Source organism: Streptomyces sp. MAI_2237 (assembly GCF_054189285.1).
Window position 1 is genome coordinate 797,259 of sequence record NZ_JAJPGQ010000003.1, and the last position, 19,464, is coordinate 816,722.

Here is a 19,464-nt window from a genome sequence, read left to right on the forward strand (position 1 = left end):
GCACACGGACGAAAGCCGCTCAGACGGGTCGTCCTGCCCGAGGCACCGCGTTGTCACCGGTGCATGGCACAGTGCTGCCCTATGCACATGGACCGCTTCTGGGACCTCATCGAATCCGCGCGATCGTCGGCGGCTGTCAGCGGTGTCCCCTTCGCCACGTCACTGGTGGACAGCCTCGCCGCTCGCCCCGCACAGGAGATCCTCGAATACGCGGAACGGTTCGACGAGGCACAGGACGCCCTGTACCGCTGGGACGTGTGGGCCGCGGCCTACCTGATCGGTGGCGGCTGCTCCGACGACAGCTTCATGGACTTCCGCGCGGGGATCATCGCGGCGGGGCGCGACTGGTACGAACGCACGGCGCTGGCGCCGGACAGCCTGGCCGGGCACCCCTCGGTGCTCGAAGCCGCACCCGCGCACCGCGACGAGGCGCTGTTCTACGAAGACGTGAACTACGCCGCTGTGGACGCCTTCGCACGCCTCACCGGAGACCGGGAAGCCTTCTACGAGGCCTGGGCCGAGTACAGGCCGGCAGATGGCGAGAGCCGCCAAGACCAGGACATGGGCGAGGACTTCGACTTCGACGACGCCCCGGAGATGCGTCGGCGGCTGCCCCGGCTGGCGAGGCTCTACCTCGCTGCGGAGTAGGGCGGCCCACGCCCCGGTCGTGAGGCACGGGCCGCCCCCGGGTGTTATGGCTGTTCGGTGATCGGGAGGTATACGCGGTTGCCGGCCGCGGCGAACTCCTTCGACTTCTGGGCCATGCCCTCCTCGACCTCCTCCCGGCTGCCGCCGTGCTCGCGGCGGATGTCCTGGGAGATCTTCATCGAGCAGAACTTCGGCCCGCACATCGAGCAGAAGTGGGCGGTCTTGGCCGGTTCCGCCGGGAGGGTCTCGTCGTGGAACTCCCGTGCCGTGTCCGGGTCCAGGGCGAGGTTGAACTGGTCCTCCCACCGGAACTCGAAGCGGGCGTCGGACAGGGCGTCGTCCCACTCCTGTGCGCCCGGGTGGCCCTTGGCGAGGTCGGCCGCGTGGGCGGCGATCTTGTAGGTGATGACGCCGGTCTTGACGTCGTCGCGGTTGGGCAGGCCGAGGTGCTCCTTGGGCGTGACGTAGCAGAGCATCGCCGTGCCCCACCAGGCGATCATCGCGGCACCGATGCCGGAGGTGATGTGGTCGTACGCCGGGGCGATGTCGGTGGTCAGCGGGCCGAGCGTGTAGAACGGAGCCTCCTCGCAGATCTCCTGCTGAAGGTCGATGTTCTCCTTGATCTTGTGCATCGGGACGTGTCCCGGGCCCTCGATCATGGTCTGTACGTTGAACCGCTTGGCGATCGTGTTGAGTTCCCCGAGCGTGCGCAACTCCGCGAACTGCGCCTCGTCGTTGGCGTCCGCGATCGAGCCGGGCCTGAGGCCGTCGCCGAGCGAGTACGTCACGTCGTAGGCGGCGAGGATCTCGCAGAGTTCCTCGAAGTTCTCGTAGAGGAAGGACTCCTTGTGGTGCGCGAGGCACCACGCGGCCATGATCGAGCCGCCGCGCGAGACGATGCCGGTCTTGCGGTTGGCGGTGAGCGGGACGTACGGGAGGCGGACACCCGCGTGGACCGTCATGTAGTCCACGCCCTGCTCGGCCTGTTCGATGACCGTGTCCTTGTAGATCTCCCAGGTCAGCTCCTCGGCTCGGCCGTCGACCTTCTCCAGCGCCTGGTAGAGCGGCACCGTGCCGATGGGGACGGGGGAGTTGCGCAGCACCCACTCGCGGGTGGTGTGGATGTTGCGGCCGGTGGAGAGGTCCATGACCGTGTCGGCGCCCCAGCGGGTCGCCCACGTCATCTTCTCGACCTCCTCCTCGATGGAGGACGTCACCGCCGAGTTGCCGATGTTGGCGTTGACCTTCACCAGGAACCGCTTGCCGATGATCATCGGCTCGATCTCCGGGTGGTTGACGTTGGCGGGCAGTACGGCCCTGCCCGCCGCGATCTCCTCGCGGACGACCTCCGGGGAGACGTTCTCCCGGACGGCCACGTACTCCATCTCCGGGGTGATCTCGCCCCTGCGCGCATAGGCGAGTTGGGTCACCGCCGCGCCGCCGCGACCGCGGCGCGGCAGACGGGGCCGACCGGGGAAGACCGCGTCCAGGTTGCGCAGACCACCCCGCGGCGAGGTGTGCTTGACCCCGTCGTCCTCGGGACGGACGGGACGGCCGGCGTACTCCTCGGTGTCGCCGCGGGAGATGATCCAGTTCTCCCGAAGCGGCGGCAGGCCCCTGCGGACATCGGTGTCGACGAGTGGATCGGTGTACGGGCCGGATGTGTCGTACAGCGTGACCGACCGCCCGTTGGTGAGGTGCACCTGACGGACCGGCACGCGCAGATCGGGGCGCGAGCCCTCGACGTATGCCTTGTGCCAGCCGATGGACTTCCCGGCCTCCTGGGACTGATCGCCCTGAACGGACGGCTCGTCCGTGCTGGAGGCAGGCGTGCGTACGTCCTTGTTGGTCATGAGACCTACTCCCTACGCCGGCATTACCCGGTAACAGGTTCGGCGGTCGACGCAGCGATTTCCGTCTGGCGACGTTTCGTGGCGAACATCACTCGTGTTCGGTGATGTTCCACGTGAAACATCGTGGGGACGGAGGTCAGCGCCCTCTCAGCCCGGTGCTCCGAGCTCCCGCGTGTGCAAAGGTGGCTCCACGCTAGCGTCATTTCGGGCGCGGTGAACAGGGGGCCTCTTTCGTTCTTGCGATGATCGGGCGGTGACCACGACGCAACCGCCCTCGTATCCGCCGGAGCAGCCCCGCCGGTCCGGCTCCGCAAGCGGCGACGGCCACGGCCCCCATGGGGTCCATGAGCACGGGCACGAGTACAGCGGCCACGGGCAGGGACAAGACCACGAACGTGGAGGGCACGGGCACTCGCCCCGCGGCCCCGAGCGCGACGGCCAGGGGCACGGCTCCGGCGGCGGTCACGGCCACAGTCACAGCCATGGCCCGGCGGCCCCCGTCTCCCGGCATCTGCGCAAGGTCATCGGGGCGATCCTCATCCCCTTCGCCGCGGCCGTGGTGGTCGGTCTCGCGGTGCTGTGGCCCGGCGGCGCCCCGGCGCACGAGCGGACCGGGGTGGGCTTCGACCGGCAGAGCCAGCGGGCGACGGTTACCCGGGTCGTCGAGGTCAGCTGCAAGTCGGTCAACGCCTCCGGCGGGGGCTCGGTGGGCGCTGCCTCCACCGCCGGCGGCTCCTCCGCCCAGCAGGAGGAGAAGGGCACCTGCAAGAAGGCCACCGTCCGGGTCGACACCGGCAACGACAAGGGCCGTACGTTCGTCGAGATCGTGCAGCCGGACCAGTCCCGGCAACTCCACCAGGGCGAGAAGGTCGTGGTCGCCTACGAGCCCTCGGCGCCGAAGAACCTGCAGTACTCGGTGACCGACGTCGACCGGGGCTTCCCGATGGCTCTGCTGGCCGGCATCTTCGCCGTCGCCGTCGTGATCGTCGGACGGATGCGGGGCGTCATGGCGCTGGTCGCGCTCGCCATCAGCTTCCTGATCCTCAACTTCTTCATCCTCCCCGCGATCCTTCAGGGCTCCAACCCGCTGGTCGTGGCGGTCGTCGGGGCGAGCGCCATCATGCTGATCGCGCTCTACATGTGCCACGGCCTGTCCGCCCGCACCTCCGTGGCCGTGCTCGGCACACTGATCTCCCTGGTGCTGATCGGCATCCTCGGCTCGCAGTTCATCGGCTGGGCCGCGCTGACCGGCAACACCGACGACAACACCGGTCTGATCCACGGCCTGTACCCGTCGATCGACATGAGCGGTCTGCTGCTCGCCGGCGTCATCATCGGCTCACTCGGCGTGCTCGACGACGTCACCGTCACCCAGACCTCGGCCGTCTGGGAGCTGCACGAGGCCAACCCGGCCATGGGCTGGCGCGGGCTGTACCGGGCAGGCATCCGCATCGGGCGCGACCACATCGCGTCCGTCGTCAACACCCTCGTCCTCGCCTACGCGGGCGCCGCGCTGCCGTTGCTGCTGCTCTTCTCCATCGCGCAGAGCAGTGTGGGAACGGTCGCCAACAGCGAACTGGTGGCCGAGGAGATCGTGCGCACGCTGGTGGGCTCCATCGGCCTGGTCGCCTCGGTGCCGGTGACCACGCTGCTGGCGGCGCTCGTGGTCTCGGCGGACCGGCCGGAGGTCGCCACAGCCGTGGCGGGGCCGCCGTCTTCGGCTCCGGCGCGCTCGGGGAAGGGGCGCCGCCGCAAGCACTGAGTGCTGAGCACGAGGCAGCTCACACGTACGCGAGGGGGCACCTCACCTGCGCGAGAGAAGCGTTCCTGCGTCCCTTCGGCCCCGCGCCGAGGGTTCCGCCGTCTCCGCGGCCGTACCGTCCTCAGCCCGCGCTCTGTTCCTCCGCAAGGATCCGGTCCAGCGCCTCGTCGAGGTGCGCGTCGAAGTCGGCGAGCGCACCCTCCTGGCCGAGCGGCACGAGCTTGTCGGTGCGGTCGAGGAAGGCGATGAGCGGGGCGGTGGACGAACGGAACAGCGCCTGATCCCGGCCGACCTGAAGCCGGATCAGGACATCGCCCAGCGCATCGGGGTCGACGGGCGAGACGCGCACATCGCCGTCCCCGGAGGCCCTGCCGACCCCGTCGATCAGCAGCTCCCGACCGAAAGCCCAGGTCACGGGCTCGTCGCCCGGGAGATGGAACGTCAGCCGCACGGCATAGGGATCGCAGGACTCGTAACGCAACTCCACCGGAATACGGAAAGAGAGCTCCTCTGAGACGAGGAAGCTCATCATGACCTCTGCCTGCACCGACTCGCGCATCGCCTACCTCGTCATTTGTAGCCGTCTGGCTGGGAATCATCCCTTGATACAGGTGAAATATTGCTGAACGTACACAACAGATCACAAGGAGTGAGTTTTCACATAGTGATAGAGAGGGCGAGAGACCCCAGCAGACGCCCGATCTCGCTCTGCAACTGCCGCGCCACCGACAGCAGACGGTCGGCCTGGTGGCACGGCAGGGAGATCGCCATCGTGGCGGCCGTCGTCCCCAGGGTGATGGGGATGGCCGCGCAGACCGTCCCGAGCGCGTACTCCTGCCGCTCCGTCACGGTCTCCATCCGCGGGGTCCGCTCCAGCCGCCGCAGCAGGCTGGGGCCGTCGGGCACCGTGTACGGGGTGACGGGCTGAACCGGATGGCGCTGAAGGTGATCGCGGCGGCCTTGTTCGTCCAGCTGGGACAGCAGACACTGCCCGATCGCGTGCGCGTGCCCGGTCTCACGGAAGTCCGCCCATTCCTCGACCGCCGGATTGCCCGGGGTGTCGGAGACACACCTGATGGCGATCTCGCCGTCCTGGTACACGGCGTAGTACACGGGCACGCCGATCGCGTCGCGAAAACCCGCGAGTGCGTCCACGATCGTGCTGCGACGTTTCTGCTGGGCTCCGCTGCTGCCGAGCCGCTCGGCCGCCTCCCCGAGGAAGAACAGGCCCTTCTCCCTGCGCAGATAGCCCTCGTGCACGAGGGTGCGCAGCAGGTGGTACGCCGTCGGCAGCGCCAGACCCGTCTCCCGGGCGAGCTGCTTGGCGGGGGCACCGTGCGCGTGTCCCGCGACGCATTCCAGCAGCCTCATCGCCCGCTGGACCGAACCGATGAGGGTCCCGGACTGCGGCTGTGCGGCAGGAGGCGTGGTGTGCGACGCCCGCGGTGCCTCGGTGGGTGCGCGGGAGGGCGCCGGCGCCCCGGCCGCGCGCCCCTGCGTTCCGGGGCCGGGCTGTTCCGGGGGCCGGAGGCACGGGGTGGCGAGGGACGCCGGGGTCGGTGGCGCGTGGGGGGAGGTGAGTGCGGTGTCTACGGTGGCCAAGGGTCACTCCCGAAGCACAAGGGGGGCGGCCCGTGCTGTGGGGGAACACGGGGAGGGTTGCGCCGCTCACGGGGGTCGTTCCCGCGACGAGTTCCGGACTCTAATCGCCCGCCACCGCTTGCGGACGGTCTGCCGGGGAAACTTCCCTCCCCCGAGGGAACCGGTGATCCCCGTTACCGGTCACCGGTCTCCCGCGGCCCTCACCAGTCGCTGCGCGACGAGGAGCTCGACGTGAACTTCCGTACGACGTAGATCAGTCCACCGACGAGCGCCACGAACACCAGCGCCTTGAACAGCAGCCCGATGACGAAGCCGACGACCGAGGCGATCAGTCCCCCGAACACGACCAGGGCGATGACCGGTACCGCGATCCACTTCACCCACCAGGGCAGTCCCGAGAAGATCTCTCCCATTGCTCTCGTCCTTCTCTCTCCGCCCGTCGCTTATGCCGGGTCCGTCGATGACCCGGGGCTCTGTGCCGGATCCTTCTTCTGTCCTGCCATCGATGCTAGGGCCGTGAGGGGGGCCGGCGGGGGCCTCGCATCCCTTGTCCTCCCCTGATCGAACCCCTAGGGAACCCCGACGCCGCGGCTCAGCTTTCCGGCGGAGAGAACACCACGAGGACCCTCAGGTCCTCGCTGATGTGGTGGAACTTGTGCGCGACGCCGGCCGGCACGTAGATCACGCTGCCGCGTGCCACCTGGGTCGTCTCCAGGCCGACGGTGACGGCGGCGCGACCGCTCACGATGAAGTAGACCTCGTCCTGGTTGTGCGGCTTCTGTGGATCATGCTCGCCGGCGTCGAGCGCGTACAGGCCGACGGACATGTTCCGTTCCCGCAGAAACTGCAGGTAGGCGCCGTCGTTGGCGGCGCGTTCCGCCTCCAGTTCGTCCAGCCGGAATACCTTCATCGCCGTTGCCGTCCTCGTCCCGATACTCGTAGCCGATCTGGTCTGCCACGATCAGACACATGAAGAATTTCGTAGTCAAGACGATCGCCAACGCGGGCGCCCTGGCGGTCGCGGTATGGCTGCTGGACAAGATCACCCTGACGGGTGACAGCACCGCCAAGAAGGCCTGGACACTGGTCCTCGTCGCCCTGCTCTTCGGCCTGGTGAACTGGCTGGTCAAGCCGATAGTGAAGCTGCTGTCCCTGCCGTTCGTCATCCTGACGCTCGGTCTGTTCACGCTCGTCGTCAACGCCCTGATGCTGCTGCTGACGTCGTGGCTGGCCGGCAAGCTCGACCTGAGCTTCCACGTCGACGGCTTCTGGACCGCGGTCCTCGGCGGCCTGATCATCTCGATCGTCTCCTGGGCGCTGCACGTCGTCCTGCCGGACGAGGACTGAGCGGACGATGACCTACCGCGTCTGCTTCGTCTGCACCGGCAACATCTGTCGCTCCCCGATGGCCGAGTCCGTCTTCCGCACCCGCCTGCGGGAGGCCGGGCTCGACGGCCTGGTCGAGGCGGACAGCGCGGGCACCGGCGGCTGGCACGAGGGCGACGGCGCCGACCCGCGCACCGTCTCCGTCCTCCGCGAGAACGGCTACGACGGCGCCCACATCGCCCGCCGGTTCCAGCCCTCGTGGTTCTCCCGCCTGGACCTCGTCATCGCCCTCGACGCCGGCCACCTCAAGGCACTGCGCCGTCTCGCGCCGACTCCGGACGACGCGGCGAAGGTGCGTCTGCTGCGCTCGTACGACCCCGCCGCGGGCGACGACCTGGACGTGCCCGACCCGTACTACGGGGGCATGGACGGCTTCGAGGAGTGCCTTGAGATGGTGGAGGCGGCGAGCGAGGGTCTCCTCGCCGCGGTACGCGAGCAGGTGGAAGGACGGGCGGCATGAGTGGTTCCGCAACGGGCGGGCCTTCGGGCGACGGTGACGGCACGCGCGCGGTGCGGGCGGGACTGCCCGAGACGGTCAAGAACGAGCCGACCCTGCCCGGGCCCGTGTTCGCCGCCCACTTCCACCTGCCGGGCGACGTCAGCGGCCCCTACACCTACGGCCGCGACGACAACCCCACCTGGACGCTGCTGGAACGCGCCATCGGCGAACTGGAGGCACCCGGCGTCGAGGACGTGGAGACGCTCACCTTCGCCTCGGGCATGGCCGCCATCTCGGCCGTGCTGTTCTCCCATGTGAGCGCCGGTGACGTGGTCGTGCTGCCCACCGACGGCTACCAGGTGCTGCCCATGGTCCGCGCCCAGCTGGAGGCGTACGGCGTCGAGGTGCGCACCGCCCCGACGGCTAACGACGCCCAGCTCGACGTCCTCGACGGCGCGAAGCTGCTGTGGATCGAGACGCCGTCCAACCCCGGGCTGGACGTGTGCGACATCCGGCGCCTGACCGAAGCCGCCCACGCGCGTGGTGCGCTGGTCGCCGTCGACAACACGCTCGCGACGCCCCTGGGGCAGCGTCCGCTGGAGCTGGGCGCCGACTTCGCCGTGGCCAGCGGCACCAAGCAGCTCACGGGGCACGGGGACGTCCTGCTCGGGTACGTCGTCGGGCGCGACGCCGAGGCCATGGCCGCCGTACGCCGCTGGCGCAAGATCGTCGGAGCGATCCCGGGGCCCATGGAGGCCCTGGCTCGCGCACCGTTCGATCGCCACGCTCCAGCTGCGGGTCGACCGGCAGTGCGCGACGGCCCTCACACTCGCCGAAGTGCTGCGGGAGCGGCCCGAGATCAGCGGGCTGCGCTATCCGGGGCTGCCCGACGACCCCTCGCACAAGGTCGCCGCCCAGCAGATGCGCCGCTACGGCTGCGTCATCTCCTTCACGCTGCCCACGCGCGCGCGTGCCGAGCGTTTTCTGGAGGCACTGCGGCTCGTGGACGACGCGACGAGCTTCGGCGGCGTGCGGTCGACGGCCGAGCGGCGCCGCCGCTGGGGCGGGGACCCGGTGCCGGAGGGCTTCATCCGCTTCTCCGTCGGCGCCGAGGACCCCGAGGACCTGCTGGCGGACGTGCTGCGGGCGCTGGAGGAATCGGCCGGGTGACCGCCTTACGGGCGTCGAGCGGGCGTTCCGCCCTGCATGTCGGGCGGTCCGAGCCTCCCCCCTCGTGGCTCGGACCGCCCTCGGTTCCACGCGAAGAACCGCGCAAGCAAGGCTAGTTGACTCTCTGTCAGTGTCCAATCACAGTAGCGACAGAGACCTATCGACTTATTTATAGTTGGGCCCTGCCCGGGGGCAGGGAAAAGGGGAGGGCGGACCATGGATCTGGCCTTGTTGCGCACGTTCGTCACGGTGCACCGGGCCGGTTCCTTCACCCGCGCCGCCGCCCTGCTCGGCCTGTCACAGCCGGCCGTGACCTCCCAGATACGCACGCTGGAGCGGCAGCTGGGGCGCCCCCTGTTCCTGCGGCAGGCCCGCGGAGTGACCCCGACGACCATCGGCGACGAGCTCGCGCACAAGGCCGCCCCGCATCTCGACGCTCTGGTGGAGATCGCGGAGACCGGCCTCGACGACGAATCCTCGTTGCGGACCCTGCATCTCGCCGGTCCCCCCGAGTTCACCGCGGAACGCGCGCTGCCCTCCCTCACCGAGCTGACCGGCGAGGACGGCCAGGGGTTCGCGCTGCGCGCCTCCTTCGGGAACGCCGAGGAGACCCTGGAGGGGCTCGCCGCCGGGCATCACGATCTGGCCATCAGTACGGCCCGTCCGCGGGGCGGTTTGCTCACGGCGACTCCGCTCTGCGACGAGGAGCACGTCCTGGTCGCCTCTCCGGGGCGGGCCGAGAAGATCGGCCGCTGGAAGCCCCGCCGCAAAGGCGCGCCCGCCCTTGAGGACGTCCCCGTGATCGAAGTGCACGAGTCGCTGCCCTTCGTCTCGCGCTACTGGGCCTCCGTCTTCGACTCCCGCCCGGCCGCTCCGGGGACGGTCATCGTCCCCGACCTGCGCGCGGTCCTGGCGTGCGCCGTCGCGGGCGCCGGTCTCGCGGTGCTGCCGCGCTATCTGTGTGCGGACGACCTGGCGCGAGGAGAGGTCGTGGCCCTGCACGAGCCCGCAGTACCACCGCTGCGGACGTACTTCCTCGTGGTCCGTACCGGCACCCTCGCGATGCCACACATCGCACGCGCTCACGAATGGCTGCTGCGGGAGGCGACCGACTGGTGCTGAGCTGCGGTTTTCGCCGGTCGGTGCGGTAGTGACGGAATGAGCTCGCCCCGTGACGACATGCGATGTTTCACGTGGAACCATCCGGGCCACATTCCCCCCATGACCGTCCGACCCGTGGTCAAGCGCACCGCCCGTGCCGTTCTGCTGGACGGTGACGACCTGATCCTCATCAAGCGCACGAAACCCGGCGTCGATCCCTACTGGGTCACTCCCGGTGGCGGGGTCGAGCCCGCAGACACGACCGTCGTCGACGCCCTGCACCGCGAGGTGTACGAGGAGCTCGGCGCGAAGATCACCGACGTGGTGCCCTGCTTCGTCGACACCGTCGAGCACATCGGCGAGGACGGCGGCGCCACCGGTGTGAAGGTGCAGCACTTCTTCGTCTGCCGTCTGGAGTCCATGGACCCGAACCTGCGGCACGGCCCCGAGGTCGACGAACCCGCCGGCGAGTACGAGATCGTCCGCGTGCCGTTCACCCGGGTCGGGATCGCCTCCGTCCATCTCGTACCGCTGTCGCTGCGGCACTATCTGGACGGCAACATCGAGGGCGTACGCGCCATGCACGCCCCGGACCTGGGCTGAGCCGACGCCGAACCGGTCAGCTACCGCTGATGAAGCACTGATCCACTACGCCGGTTCACCGCACCAGTTCGTACGCCTCCCACAGATCGCCGCCCAGGTAGGAGTGGGTCGCGAGACCCGACAGATGGCTGTCCGCGTTGACCGCAACGGAGACCGGCACCGCGCCGAACAGGTCCCGGTCGGACAGGGAGTCCCCATAGGCCACGCAGTCGGCCCTGGTCACTCCGAACTCCGCACACAGCCGGTCGGCGATCTCGACCTTGGCGGCCCGCGCTGAGGACCCCGGTCGGGTCCACCGGCTCGGTGAACGGGACAGCGGGAAAGCGGGACCCGTACGCGGCATGGGCACCCCAGCCGAGGAGCTTCTCCACGAAGAACGACGGCGAGAGGGACACGACGGCGCAGTACCCGCCGTGCCGCCGGATCTCGGCCCAGACCTCCCGGATCCGCTCCAGCCACGGGGCCGCGTCGAAAGCCGCCGTCACATGAGCCTCGGTCAGCCCGGACCAGAGAGCGTGGACCTGGTGTGCGTACTCCGGCGGGCCGATCAGCCCCGCCGAGATCGCCTCGTCGAGCGCCAGGGCCTCGGCTTCCAGTCCCAGCTGCCGTGAGATCTCCACGGGCGACGTCGTGCCGCGCAGCAACGTGCCGTCCAGATCGAAGAGATGAAGTCTCGCCATGAGGTACGAGGCTAATCGCCGGATGACGCACCACCGACGGGCGAACCCCCGATCCGCCGACCGGCCGTTTCACGTGAAACGAACAGCAGCTGTCGGCACCCTGTGCGGTTGGCCACGACATGGCCAAAAGCTCCCTCGTCCTGCCGGAAAGAGGTGGACGGGGAGGGCAGCGGTCAGACAGCCTGACCTGCGTGCCGATGCCTTCCCTCACCGCCCTGCCCGTCCGCCGTCTGACGTTCCGCGATCTCACCGCCTGCGCCGACCTGTCCGAAGACCGGGGGTGGCCACGCGAGGAGCACAAGTGGGGCCTCCTTCTCACGGCCGGAAAGGGGTACGGCATCGACGATCCCGACGGTGGTCTCGTCAGTGCCTGTGTCGTCACCGAATACGGACAGCCCGACCGTCCCGACCTCGCGGCCATCGGCATGGTGCTGGTCGCCGAGCGGCATGCCCGCAAGGGCGTGGGACGACATCTGATGCGGCACGTCCTCGCGACGACCGGCACCACCCCGCTCACCCTGCACGCGACGCCGAACGGCCAGCCCCTCTACGAGGAGCTCGGCTTCAAGGTGACCGGCCGGGCCGAGATGCTGCGCGGCCGGTTCGTTCCCGACGGGACCGAGCCCGATGCCGTCACCCGCGCGGCGACCGCTGAAGACCTCGCCGCCGTCCTCAGGCTGGACGGGGAGGTCTTCGGCACCGATCGCACGCACGTCATCGCCCGGCTCCCCGCCTTCGCCGACCATCTGAGGGTCGCCGAGGAGAACGGCCGGCTCATCGGATACGCGGCCGCCTGGCCCAACATGGATACCCATGTCGTCGGTCCGCTGGTCGCGCGCGACGCGGCGACGGCGAAGGCCCTCATCACCTCACTCGCTGCGCTCAGCGACCGTCCGCTGCGGACCGACATCGACGTGCGGCACGAGGAGCTGCTGGCCTGGGCGAAGGAACGGGGGCTGGCCTCGATCGCCTTCAACGCGGTCATGACCCACCGGGTCCCGGAGCTGCCCGGGGACTGGACCAGGCGCTTCGCACCCTTGACGGTCGCGGCGGGCTGAGGCCTCCTGCCGGTCGGCATAGGGTGCCTGCCATGGGAGATCTTGAGATACGGCCCGCCACGGCCGACGACGTCCCCGAGATCGTCGCGATGCTCGCGGACGACCCCCTCGGTGCCCAACGGGAGTCACCGGACGATCTGGCTCCCTACCTCGCCGCGCTGGAACGCCTGACGGCCGACCCCAACCAGCACCTGGTCGTCGCCGTGCGGGAGGACCGCGTCGTCGGCACGCTTCAGCTCACGATCGTCCCCGGCCTCTCCCGGCGCGGCGCCACCCGGTCGATCATCGAAGCGGTCCGCATCCACGCGGACGAACGGGGCGGCGGTCTGGGCACGCGGCTCATCGAGTGGGCGATCGACGCGTCCCGTCGGGAAGGCTGCCAATTGATGCAACTGACCTCCGACAACACCCGCGCGGACGCCCACCGCTTCTACGAGCGGCTCGGCTTCACCGGGTCACACGTGGGCTTCAAGCTCCCCCTGTGAGGCCTGTCGGAACACGTTGGGCGAAGGCCCTGTTTCACGTGAAACAGGGCACCCGCACCGCGCCGACGCGCTATCCGATCCCCCGCCAACCGTCCGGATCCACTCCACCCGGCACGGAAGCCCCCTCGTCGTACGGCTGACGGGTGAACACGAAGGAGCCGAGGTCCAGATGGCTCACGGTCCCGTCCGGCCGCCGTACGCCCTTCAGGAGCTCTCCGGCGTAATAACCCTCCAGTCCGGTCCAGGTGCCGTCGCCGTTCGGCCGGAAGCGTGAGCGGCGCCCCGCACCGGACAGCGGCTCCAGCGAAGCCAGTCCGTCGGCCGTCAGCCGCAGGGCGAAGCCGTACGTGCCCCAGTACCAATGGCCCGCCAACTCCAGTACGTCCGCGTCGACTTCGCGCGCCGGCCGCCATGGCTCGGGGATGCGCGGTTCCGCCTCGGCGACGATGCGCACGAGATCGGCTCCCACCGTGGACAGCAACGGGCCGGACGTGCAGTTGGCCAGCACGACGGCCGCGACGTCGTCCTCGACGCTGATGCTGAGGTTCGCCAGGAAGCCCGGCAGCGAGCCGGAGTGACCCACGAGCAGCCGGCCGTGCCGCCGCAGGATCTGCATCCCCAGACCGTACGACGTCCCGTCCATCACGTCCGCGGCCTCCGCGGGAGCGGCGGGCGTCCGCATCTCCCGTACGCTCTCGGCGCTCAGCACCCGGTCGTCCCCCGCCGCCAGGAAGACCGCGAACTTCGCCAAGTCACCCGTGGTGGACCAGAGTTGACCGGCCGCGGCCATGCGTCCCAGGTCCTCGCTGGGCTCGGGCAACATGACGTCGGCCCAGGGGTGCACCGCCCAGCCGCCCGCGTGGGGCGCCCGCGGATGGAAACTCGTGCGGTCCAGGCCCAGAGGTTCCAGCACTTCACGCCGGAGCACCTCGTCCCACGATGCTCCGCGCAGCTTCTCGACGAGCGCTCCCAGCAGGGTGTAGCCGGGGTTGGAGTAGTGGAAGCGGCGGCCCACCGGATGCGGCAGGGGACTTTCGCCCAGGACGTCGGCGAGCTCCGGCCGCAGGGATCCCGGAGTGCGCTCCCACCAGGGCGCGGGCGACTCGGCGGCCAGCCCGCCCGTGTGGGCCAGGAGATCGGCGATGGTCGCCTCCCCCGCGCCGGTACCCGGCAGATGCTTCTCCAACGGATCACCGAGGTCGAGAAGCCCCTCGTCGCGCAGGCGCAGCACCAGAACGGCGGTGAAGGTCTTGGTGATCGAGCCGATGCGGTACTGCACGTTCTCGTCCGGCCCGTGCCCGTCCACCGACGTCCGCGCACCGTGCCACACGGCCTGCCCACCGCGCACCACCGTCGCCACGAGCGACGGCGCGCGTCCTTCGGCCTGGGCCACGGCGATGCGGTGCAGCAGCGCCCTGCGGGTGCCGGGGAGCAGCACTTCCTGGGGTGTCGTCATGGCCCCAGTCCATCCCGCGGGACGCCTGGTCGTCGAGTTGGTTTGCGCCGGGCCGACGGGGCCGGTCAGGTCTGTGCCATGTCCACGAACCGCGAGTAGTGACCCTGGAAGGCGACGGTGATGGTCGCCGTAGGCCCGTTACGGTGCTTGCCCACGATGATGTCGGCCTCGCCCGCGCGCGGCGACTCCTTCTCGTACGCGTCCTCGCGGTGCAGCAGGATCACCATGTCGGCGTCCTGCTCGATGGACCCGGACTCACGCAGGTCGGAGACCATCGGCTTCTTGTCGGTGCGCTGCTCAGGACCACGGTTGAGCTGCGAGAGCGCGATCACCGGGACCTCCAGCTCCTTGGCCAGGAGCTTGAGGTTACGGGACATGTCCGAGACCTCCTGCTGACGGCTCTCCGACCGCTTGGACCCACCGGACTGCATCAGCTGCAGATAGTCGATGATCACGAGCTTGATGTCGTTGCGCTGCTTCAGCCGGCGGCACTTGGCGCGGATCTCCATCATCGACAGGTTAGGGGAGTCGTCGATGTAGAGGGGGGCGGAGGACACCTCGGGCATCCGGCGGGCCAGGCGCGTCCAGTCCTCGTCCGTCATGGTGCCGGACCGCATGTGGTGCAGGGCCACGCGCGCCTCGGCCGACAGCAGGCGCATCGCGATCTCGTTGCGCCCCATTTCGAGGGAGAAGATGACGCTGGCCAGGTTGTGCTTGATCGAGGCCGCGCGCGCGAAGTCCAGCGCGAGCGTGGACTTTCCCATCGCGGGACGGGCCGCGATGACAATCATCTGGCCCGGGTGCAGACCGTTGGTGAGCGAGTCGAGGTCCGTGAAGCCCGTGGGCACGCCGGTCATCTCGCCGCTGCGGGAACCGATCGCCTCGATCTCGTCGAGTGCGCCCTCCATGATGTCGCCGAGCGGCAGATAGTCCTCGCTGGTGCGCTGCTCGGTGACGGCGTAGATCTCGGCCTGGGCGCGGTTGACGATCTCGTCGACGTCGTCGTCGGCCGCGTATCCCATCTGCGTGATGCGCGTGCCGGCCTCCACCAGCCGGCGCAGGACCGCGCGCTCGTGCACGATCTCCGCGTAGTACTCGGCGTTGGCCGCCGTCGGCACCGTCTGGACGAGGGTGTGCAGATACGACGCGCCGCCGACCTTGTTGATCTCACCGCGCTTGGTGAGCTCGGCGGCGATCGTGATGGGGTCGGCGGGCTCACCCTTGGCGTAGACGTCGAGGATCGCTTGGAAGATCGTCTCGTGGGCGGGCTTGTAGAAGTCGTGGCCCTTGATGATCTCGACGACGTCGGCGATGGCGTCCTTGGACAGGAGCATGCCGCCGAGCACGGACTGCTCGGCGTCGAGGTCCTGCGGCGGCACCCGCTCGAAGGCCGTGCCTCCGCCGCCGTCCCAGCCGCTCTCGTCCCGGCCGTGGTCATGCTGTTCGCCGCGGCTCCGGCCGCCGTCACTACGTCGGCGGGAGGCGGGCAGACGATCACTGGGGCCGCTGTCGGCCCACGGGTCGTCCAAGGGCTCGGAAATACTCACCGAGCCACCTCCTCCCGTCCGCCGAGCGGACCTAGCCGTGCCCATAGTTCTACGGCACGGCACTGACAAATGAGAGGCCCAACTCCGGTTGAGGCGCGTCGGTTTTGTGCTGCTTTCCCGGCCGACGCACGGAGTGGGCGCCGGACCACGGTAGGCCCGCGGGCACCGTCAGCCAATCTGGTTATCCACAGGCCATGTGGACGACCGCCCGGATGCTGTGGAGAACTCCGCGAAACCTGTGCACGACACGGTGGACAGCCCTGTGAACAAGCTCGCGCCTCAGGTTGAGCAACCCTCTTGACCTGCACTTTTGCCGTCCACCGGCTGTGCAGAAGAAAAACTTTCCCGGTCGAGCCAAGATCGTGTCGAACGCCGCGCGAATGAGCGCGCGAAGAGACGGAAGGTAATGGCCACTGCCGCTTTGCATCTCTTACCTGTGGACGATTACATTGGTGCACATGACACAGGCGCCCGTGACCCCCCGGGACACCCGACGACAGCACGACCGCGAGATCGTCGCCTTGGCCGTCCCTGCCTTCGGCGCCCTGGTCGCGGAGCCTCTCTTCGTCATGGCCGACAGTGCGATCGTCGGCCATCTCGGCACGGCTCAGCTCGCCGGTCTAGGGGTCGCCTCGGCCCTGCTCACCACAGCGGTCAGCGTCTTCGTCTTCCTCGCCTACGCCACCACGGCAGCGGTCGCGCGACGGGTCGGCGCGGGCGATCTCCCGGCGGCCATCCGCCAGGGCATGGACGGAATCTGGCTGGCGATCCTCCTCGGCGCCCTCGTGATCGCCGTCATCCTGCCCACGGCACCGGCCCTCGTGGACCTCTTCGGTGCCTCCCACACGGCGGCTCCCTACGCGACCACCTATCTGCGGATCTCGGCCCTCGGCATCCCGGCCATGCTCGTCGTTCTCGCCGCGACCGGCGTCCTGCGAGGGCTGCAGGACACGAAGACCCCGCTCTACGTCGCCGTCGCGGGCTTCGTCGCCAACGCTGTCCTCAACGTGGGCCTCGTCTACGGCGCCGGACTCGGTATCGCCGGCTCCGCCTGGGGCACGGTGATCGCGCAGTGCGGGATGGCCGCCGTCTATCTGGTGGTGGTCGTCCGCGGAGCGCGCAAGCACGGAGCCTCCCTACGGCCCGACTCTGCCGGCATCAGGGCCTCGGCCCAGGCCGGCGCGCCTCTGCTGGTTCGCACGCTCTCACTGCGGGCAATCCTGATGATCGCCACTGCCGTCGCCGCCCGTCTCGGGGACGCCGACATCGCGGCCCATCAGATCGTCCTGTCCCTGTGGAGCCTGCTCGCCTTCGCCCTCGATGCCATCGCCATCGCCGGCCAGGCGATCATCGGACGCTATCTCGGGGCGGACGATGCCGAGGGTGCCCGTCAGGCGTGCCGTCGCATGGTGGAGTGGGGCGTGGCGGTCGGCGTCGTCCTCGGTTTGGTGGTCGTGCTGGCCAGGCCGGTCTTCCTGCCCCTGTTCACCAGTGACTCCGCGGTGAAGGACGTTGCTCTGCCCGCTCTGGTGATCGTGGCTCTCTCGCAGCCCATCTGCGGGGTCGTCTTCGTTCTCGACGGGGTCCTGATGGGCGCGGGCGACGGGCCGTACCTGGCAAAGGCCATGCTGGTCACGTTGGCGGTCTTCGCCCCGTTCGCCCTGCTCGTCCCCGTGCTGGGCGGTGGACTGACCGCTCTGTGGGCCGCCATGACGCTGATGATGACGGTGCGGATGCTGACCTTGTGGCTGCGAGCCCGCTCCGGACGCTGGCTGGTGACTGGGGCGACTCGCTGACGGTTTCACGTGAAACATCGCGGGGTCGGCCGGACTGACCGTTTCACGTGAAACATCACGACCATGCAGAAGGGGCCGTACCCCACGGGTACGGCCCCTTCCCAGCTCTTCAGCCGAAGCTGCTCAAGCCGAAAGCGGCGTCAGGCCGCGACGACCTCGATGTTGACCTTGGCGGCAACCTCGGGGTGCAGACGCACGGACGTCTCGTGGGCGCCCAGGGTCTTGATGGGAGAGGTCAGCTCGATGCGGCGCTTGTCGACCTCGGGGCCACCGGAAGCCTTGATCGCGGAAGCGATGTCGGCCGGGGTGACGGAGCCGAAGAGACGACCGGCGTCGCCGGAGCGGACGGCCAGACGGACCTTGACGGCCTCGAGCTGGCCCTTGACCTGGTTGGCCTGCTCGATGGTCTGGATCTCGTGGATCTTGCGAGCACGACGGATCTGCTCGACGTCCTTCTCGCCACCCTTGGTCCAGCGGATCGCGAACTTCCGCGGGATCAGGTAGTTGCGAGCGTAACCGTCCTTGACGTCGACGACGTCGCCCGCGGCACCGAGGCCGGAGACCTCGTGGGTCAGGATGATCTTCATGTGTCGGTCACCCTTTCCTTAGCGCGCGGTGGACGTGTAGGGCAGCAGCGCCATCTCACGGCTGTTCTTGACGGCCGTGGCGACGTCACGCTGGTGCTGCGTGCAGTTGCCGGTCACGCGGCGGGCACGGATCTTGCCGCGGTCGGAAATGAACTTCCGCAGCATGTTCGTGTCCTTGTAGTCCACGTACGTGACCTTGTCCTTGCAGAAAGCGCAGACCTTCTTCTTCGGCTTGCGCACAGGCGGCTTCGCCATGGTGTATCTCCTGTGTGATCAAGAAGTTTGGGTAACGACCCGCCCTCGACCCGCCAGGCCCGGAGATCCGGACCCGAAGGTCTAGAAGGGGGGTTCGTCCGAGTAGCCGCCGCCACCGCCGCCGGAGTTTCCACCCCAGCCACCGCCGCCGCCCTGCTGGCCACCGGCGGGAGCGCCGGTCGCCCACGGGTCGTCGGCGGGAGCACCGCCGCCGCCCTGCTGGCCGCCACCGGAGCCACCGCCCCAGCTGCCGCCACCCTGGCCGCCACCGCCGCCGTAACCGCCCTGGCCCTGCCCACCGCGGCCGGCGGTCTTGGTGACCTTGGCCGTGGCGTTGCGCAGGCTGGCGCCGACTTCCTCGACGTCCAGTTCGTAGACCGTGCGCTTGACACCCTCACGGTCCTCGTAGGACCGCTGCTTCAGCCGGCCCTGCACGATGACGCGCATGCCTCGCTGGAGCGATTCCGCGACGTTCTCCGCCGCCTGACGCCAGACCGAGCAGGTCAGAAAGAGGCTCTCGCCGTCCTTCCACTCGTTCGTCTGACGGTCGAAGGTGCGGGGGGTGGACGCGACACGGAACTTCGCGACCGCCGCACCGGAAGGGGTGAAGCGCAGCTCGGGGTCATCGACAAGATTGCCGACGACCGTGATGACGGTCTCGCCTGCCATGGGGGAACCTCTCGGCGGGTTTGCTGCTGGCTGCTTGTGCTGCTACTCGAATCCCGAGATCGGCTGAGCGGAAGCTCAGTGGGTCTCGGGGCGGAGGACCTTGGTCCGGAGGACCGACTCGTTCAGGTTCATCTGGCGGTCGAGCTCCTTGACGACCGCAGGCTCGGCCTGCAGGTCGATGACCGAGTAGATGCCCTCGGGCTTCTTCTTGATCTCGTACGAGAGACGACGACGGCCCCAGGTGTCGACCTTCTCGACCTTGCCGTTGCCCTCACGGACGACGGAGAGGAAGTTCTCGATCAGGGGGGCGACAGCGCGCTCCTCCAGATCGGGGTCGAGGATGACCATCACCTCGTAGTGACGCATG

20 protein-coding genes and 2 pseudogenes are annotated in these 19,464 nt (G+C 69.1%); 10 read left to right on the forward strand and 12 right to left on the reverse strand.

Features of this window, described 5'->3' with window-relative positions; genetic code table 11:
- Positions 1-87: 87 nt before the first annotated feature.
- Positions 88-648 carry a DUF4240 domain-containing protein gene (locus LN251_RS13940; protein WP_458244717.1) on the forward strand — a complete coding sequence of 187 codons (561 nt, stop codon included), beginning with the start codon at positions 88-90 and terminating at the stop codon, positions 646-648.
- Positions 649-692: 44 nt separating this feature from the next.
- Here LN251_RS13940 and thiC read toward each other — a convergent pair whose 3' ends face one another.
- Positions 693-2,501 (reverse strand): phosphomethylpyrimidine synthase ThiC, encoded by a 1,809-nt coding sequence (gene thiC, locus LN251_RS13945; RefSeq protein ID WP_458244718.1) that lies wholly within the window; start codon positions 2,499-2,501, stop codon positions 693-695.
- Between the two features lie 253 nt (positions 2,502-2,754).
- On the opposite strand from thiC, the gene LN251_RS13950 reads away from it, so the two are divergent.
- Positions 2,755-4,263 carry a YibE/F family protein gene (locus tag LN251_RS13950; RefSeq protein ID WP_458244719.1) on the forward strand — a complete coding sequence of 503 codons (1,509 nt, stop codon included), beginning with the start codon at positions 2,755-2,757 and terminating at the stop codon, positions 4,261-4,263.
- 121 nt (positions 4,264-4,384) lie between these two features.
- On the opposite strand, the gene LN251_RS13955 is transcribed toward LN251_RS13950, so the two are convergent.
- The 4 genes from LN251_RS13955 to LN251_RS13970 form a co-directional block, all read right to left on the reverse strand.
- On the reverse strand, positions 4,385-4,822 hold the full coding sequence (locus tag LN251_RS13955; protein WP_458244720.1) for an SsgA family sporulation/cell division regulator: 438 nt from the start codon (positions 4,820-4,822) through the stop codon (positions 4,385-4,387).
- Positions 4,823-4,920: 98 nt separating this feature from the next.
- A complete protein-coding gene (locus LN251_RS13960) occupies positions 4,921-5,655 on the reverse strand; it encodes an IclR family transcriptional regulator (protein WP_458246719.1) in 735 nt (244 codons plus the stop codon).
- 410 nt (positions 5,656-6,065) lie between these two features.
- Positions 6,066-6,278: a DUF5326 family protein gene (locus LN251_RS13965; protein ID WP_058924335.1), complete on the reverse strand. Its 213-nt coding sequence runs from the start codon at positions 6,276-6,278 to the stop codon at positions 6,066-6,068.
- A 179-nt stretch (positions 6,279-6,457) separates the two neighbouring features.
- A complete protein-coding gene (locus tag LN251_RS13970) occupies positions 6,458-6,775 on the reverse strand; it encodes a cupin domain-containing protein (protein WP_458244721.1) in 318 nt (105 codons plus the stop codon).
- 59 nt (positions 6,776-6,834) lie between these two features.
- Here LN251_RS13970 and LN251_RS13975 point away from each other — a divergent pair, with 59 nt between their 5' ends.
- The 5 genes and pseudogenes from LN251_RS13975 to LN251_RS13995 all read left to right on the forward strand — a co-directional run bounded on the left by LN251_RS13975 (position 6,835) and on the right by LN251_RS13995 (position 10,564).
- A complete protein-coding gene (locus LN251_RS13975; RefSeq protein WP_458244722.1) occupies positions 6,835-7,212 on the forward strand; it encodes a phage holin family protein in 378 nt (125 codons plus the stop codon).
- Positions 7,213-7,219: 7 nt separating this feature from the next.
- Positions 7,220-7,711: a low molecular weight protein-tyrosine-phosphatase gene (locus LN251_RS13980; RefSeq protein WP_458244723.1), complete on the forward strand. Its 492-nt coding sequence runs from the start codon at positions 7,220-7,222 to the stop codon at positions 7,709-7,711.
- A pseudogene (locus LN251_RS13985) lies at positions 7,708-8,860 on the forward strand (cystathionine gamma-lyase). The gene LN251_RS13980 and the pseudogene LN251_RS13985 overlap by 4 nt, the downstream one beginning before the upstream one ends.
- A 216-nt stretch (positions 8,861-9,076) precedes the next feature.
- Positions 9,077-9,982, forward strand: coding sequence for a LysR family transcriptional regulator (locus LN251_RS13990; RefSeq protein WP_458244724.1), 906 nt, complete (start codon positions 9,077-9,079; stop codon positions 9,980-9,982).
- Between the two features lie 99 nt (positions 9,983-10,081).
- On the forward strand, positions 10,082-10,564 hold the full coding sequence (locus LN251_RS13995) for an NUDIX domain-containing protein (protein ID WP_249835615.1): 483 nt from the start codon (positions 10,082-10,084) through the stop codon (positions 10,562-10,564).
- Between the two features lie 55 nt (positions 10,565-10,619).
- Here the strand turns inward: LN251_RS13995 and LN251_RS14000 are convergent.
- Positions 10,620-11,244: pseudogene (locus LN251_RS14000) on the reverse strand (HAD family hydrolase).
- 191 nt (positions 11,245-11,435) lie between these two features.
- On the opposite strand from LN251_RS14000, the gene LN251_RS14005 reads away from it, so the two are divergent.
- Complete coding sequence (locus LN251_RS14005; RefSeq protein ID WP_458244725.1) at positions 11,436-12,302, forward strand: GNAT family N-acetyltransferase; 867 nt, start codon at positions 11,436-11,438, stop codon at positions 12,300-12,302.
- Between the two features lie 32 nt (positions 12,303-12,334).
- Complete coding sequence (locus LN251_RS14010; RefSeq protein ID WP_458244726.1) at positions 12,335-12,787, forward strand: N-acetyltransferase family protein; 453 nt, start codon at positions 12,335-12,337, stop codon at positions 12,785-12,787.
- Between the two features lie 70 nt (positions 12,788-12,857).
- Here the strand turns inward: LN251_RS14010 and LN251_RS14015 are convergent, their stop codons facing one another.
- Together LN251_RS14015 and dnaB are read right to left on the reverse strand one after the other, a co-directional pair.
- Entirely contained in the window at positions 12,858-14,243 is a 1,386-nt protein-coding gene (locus tag LN251_RS14015) for a serine hydrolase domain-containing protein (RefSeq protein ID WP_458244727.1), read from the reverse strand.
- Between the two features lie 65 nt (positions 14,244-14,308).
- The gene (gene dnaB / locus LN251_RS14020) at positions 14,309-15,790 is read right to left on the reverse strand and encodes a replicative DNA helicase (RefSeq protein ID WP_458244728.1); all 1,482 of its coding nucleotides are present in this window, start codon (positions 15,788-15,790) and stop codon (positions 14,309-14,311) included.
- Positions 15,791-16,248: 458 nt separating this feature from the next.
- Here dnaB and LN251_RS14025 point away from each other — a divergent pair, with 458 nt between their 5' ends.
- Complete coding sequence (locus tag LN251_RS14025; protein WP_458244729.1) at positions 16,249-17,586, forward strand: MATE family efflux transporter; 1,338 nt, start codon at positions 16,249-16,251, stop codon at positions 17,584-17,586.
- 140 nt (positions 17,587-17,726) lie between these two features.
- On the opposite strand, the gene rplI is transcribed toward LN251_RS14025, so the two are convergent.
- From rplI to rpsF, 4 genes are all read right to left on the reverse strand, one after another.
- Positions 17,727-18,173: a 50S ribosomal protein L9 gene (gene rplI, locus LN251_RS14030; RefSeq protein WP_058924324.1), complete on the reverse strand. Its 447-nt coding sequence runs from the start codon at positions 18,171-18,173 to the stop codon at positions 17,727-17,729.
- Positions 18,174-18,191: 18 nt separating this feature from the next.
- Positions 18,192-18,428 (reverse strand): 30S ribosomal protein S18, encoded by a 237-nt coding sequence (rpsR, locus tag LN251_RS14035; RefSeq protein WP_003949403.1) that lies wholly within the window; start codon positions 18,426-18,428, stop codon positions 18,192-18,194.
- An 81-nt stretch (positions 18,429-18,509) separates the two neighbouring features.
- The gene (locus LN251_RS14040) at positions 18,510-19,097 is read right to left on the reverse strand and encodes a single-stranded DNA-binding protein (RefSeq protein ID WP_249835609.1); all 588 of its coding nucleotides are present in this window, start codon (positions 19,095-19,097) and stop codon (positions 18,510-18,512) included.
- Between the two features lie 75 nt (positions 19,098-19,172).
- The gene (gene rpsF / locus LN251_RS14045) at positions 19,173-19,463 is read right to left on the reverse strand and encodes a 30S ribosomal protein S6 (protein ID WP_005482942.1); all 291 of its coding nucleotides are present in this window, start codon (positions 19,461-19,463) and stop codon (positions 19,173-19,175) included.
- Between the last annotated feature and the right edge of the window lies 1 nt (position 19,464).

What these genes read in the sequence shown, in the direction of transcription:
- rpsF (WP_005482942.1), bottom strand. Translation starts at nt 19,463, where the DNA reads ATGCGTCACTACGAGGTGATGGTCATCCTCGACCCCGATCTGGAGGAG.
- LN251_RS14040 (WP_249835609.1), bottom strand. Translation starts at nt 19,097, where the DNA reads ATGGCAGGCGAGACCGTCATCACGGTCGTCGGCAATCTTGTCGATGAC.
- rplI (WP_058924324.1), bottom strand. Translation starts at nt 18,173, where the DNA reads ATGAAGATCATCCTGACCCACGAGGTCTCCGGCCTCGGTGCCGCGGGC.
- LN251_RS13970 (WP_458244721.1), bottom strand. Translation starts at nt 6,775, where the DNA reads ATGAAGGTATTCCGGCTGGACGAACTGGAGGCGGAACGCGCCGCCAAC.
- rpsR (WP_003949403.1), bottom strand. Translation starts at nt 18,428, where the DNA reads ATGGCGAAGCCGCCTGTGCGCAAGCCGAAGAAGAAGGTCTGCGCTTTC.
- thiC (WP_458244718.1), bottom strand. Translation starts at nt 2,501, where the DNA reads ATGACCAACAAGGACGTACGCACGCCTGCCTCCAGCACGGACGAGCCG.
- LN251_RS14025 (WP_458244729.1), top strand. Translation starts at nt 16,249, where the DNA reads ATGACACAGGCGCCCGTGACCCCCCGGGACACCCGACGACAGCACGAC.
- LN251_RS13965 (WP_058924335.1), bottom strand. Translation starts at nt 6,278, where the DNA reads ATGGGAGAGATCTTCTCGGGACTGCCCTGGTGGGTGAAGTGGATCGCG.
- LN251_RS13975 (WP_458244722.1), top strand. Translation starts at nt 6,835, where the DNA reads ATGAAGAATTTCGTAGTCAAGACGATCGCCAACGCGGGCGCCCTGGCG.
- LN251_RS13995 (WP_249835615.1), top strand. Translation starts at nt 10,082, where the DNA reads ATGACCGTCCGACCCGTGGTCAAGCGCACCGCCCGTGCCGTTCTGCTG.
- LN251_RS13990 (WP_458244724.1), top strand. Translation starts at nt 9,077, where the DNA reads ATGGATCTGGCCTTGTTGCGCACGTTCGTCACGGTGCACCGGGCCGGT.
- LN251_RS13955 (WP_458244720.1), bottom strand. Translation starts at nt 4,822, where the DNA reads ATGCGCGAGTCGGTGCAGGCAGAGGTCATGATGAGCTTCCTCGTCTCA.
- LN251_RS13980 (WP_458244723.1), top strand. Translation starts at nt 7,220, where the DNA reads ATGACCTACCGCGTCTGCTTCGTCTGCACCGGCAACATCTGTCGCTCC.
- LN251_RS13940 (WP_458244717.1), top strand. Translation starts at nt 88, where the DNA reads ATGGACCGCTTCTGGGACCTCATCGAATCCGCGCGATCGTCGGCGGCT.
- LN251_RS14015 (WP_458244727.1), bottom strand. Translation starts at nt 14,243, where the DNA reads ATGACGACACCCCAGGAAGTGCTGCTCCCCGGCACCCGCAGGGCGCTG.
- LN251_RS14010 (WP_458244726.1), top strand. Translation starts at nt 12,335, where the DNA reads ATGGGAGATCTTGAGATACGGCCCGCCACGGCCGACGACGTCCCCGAG.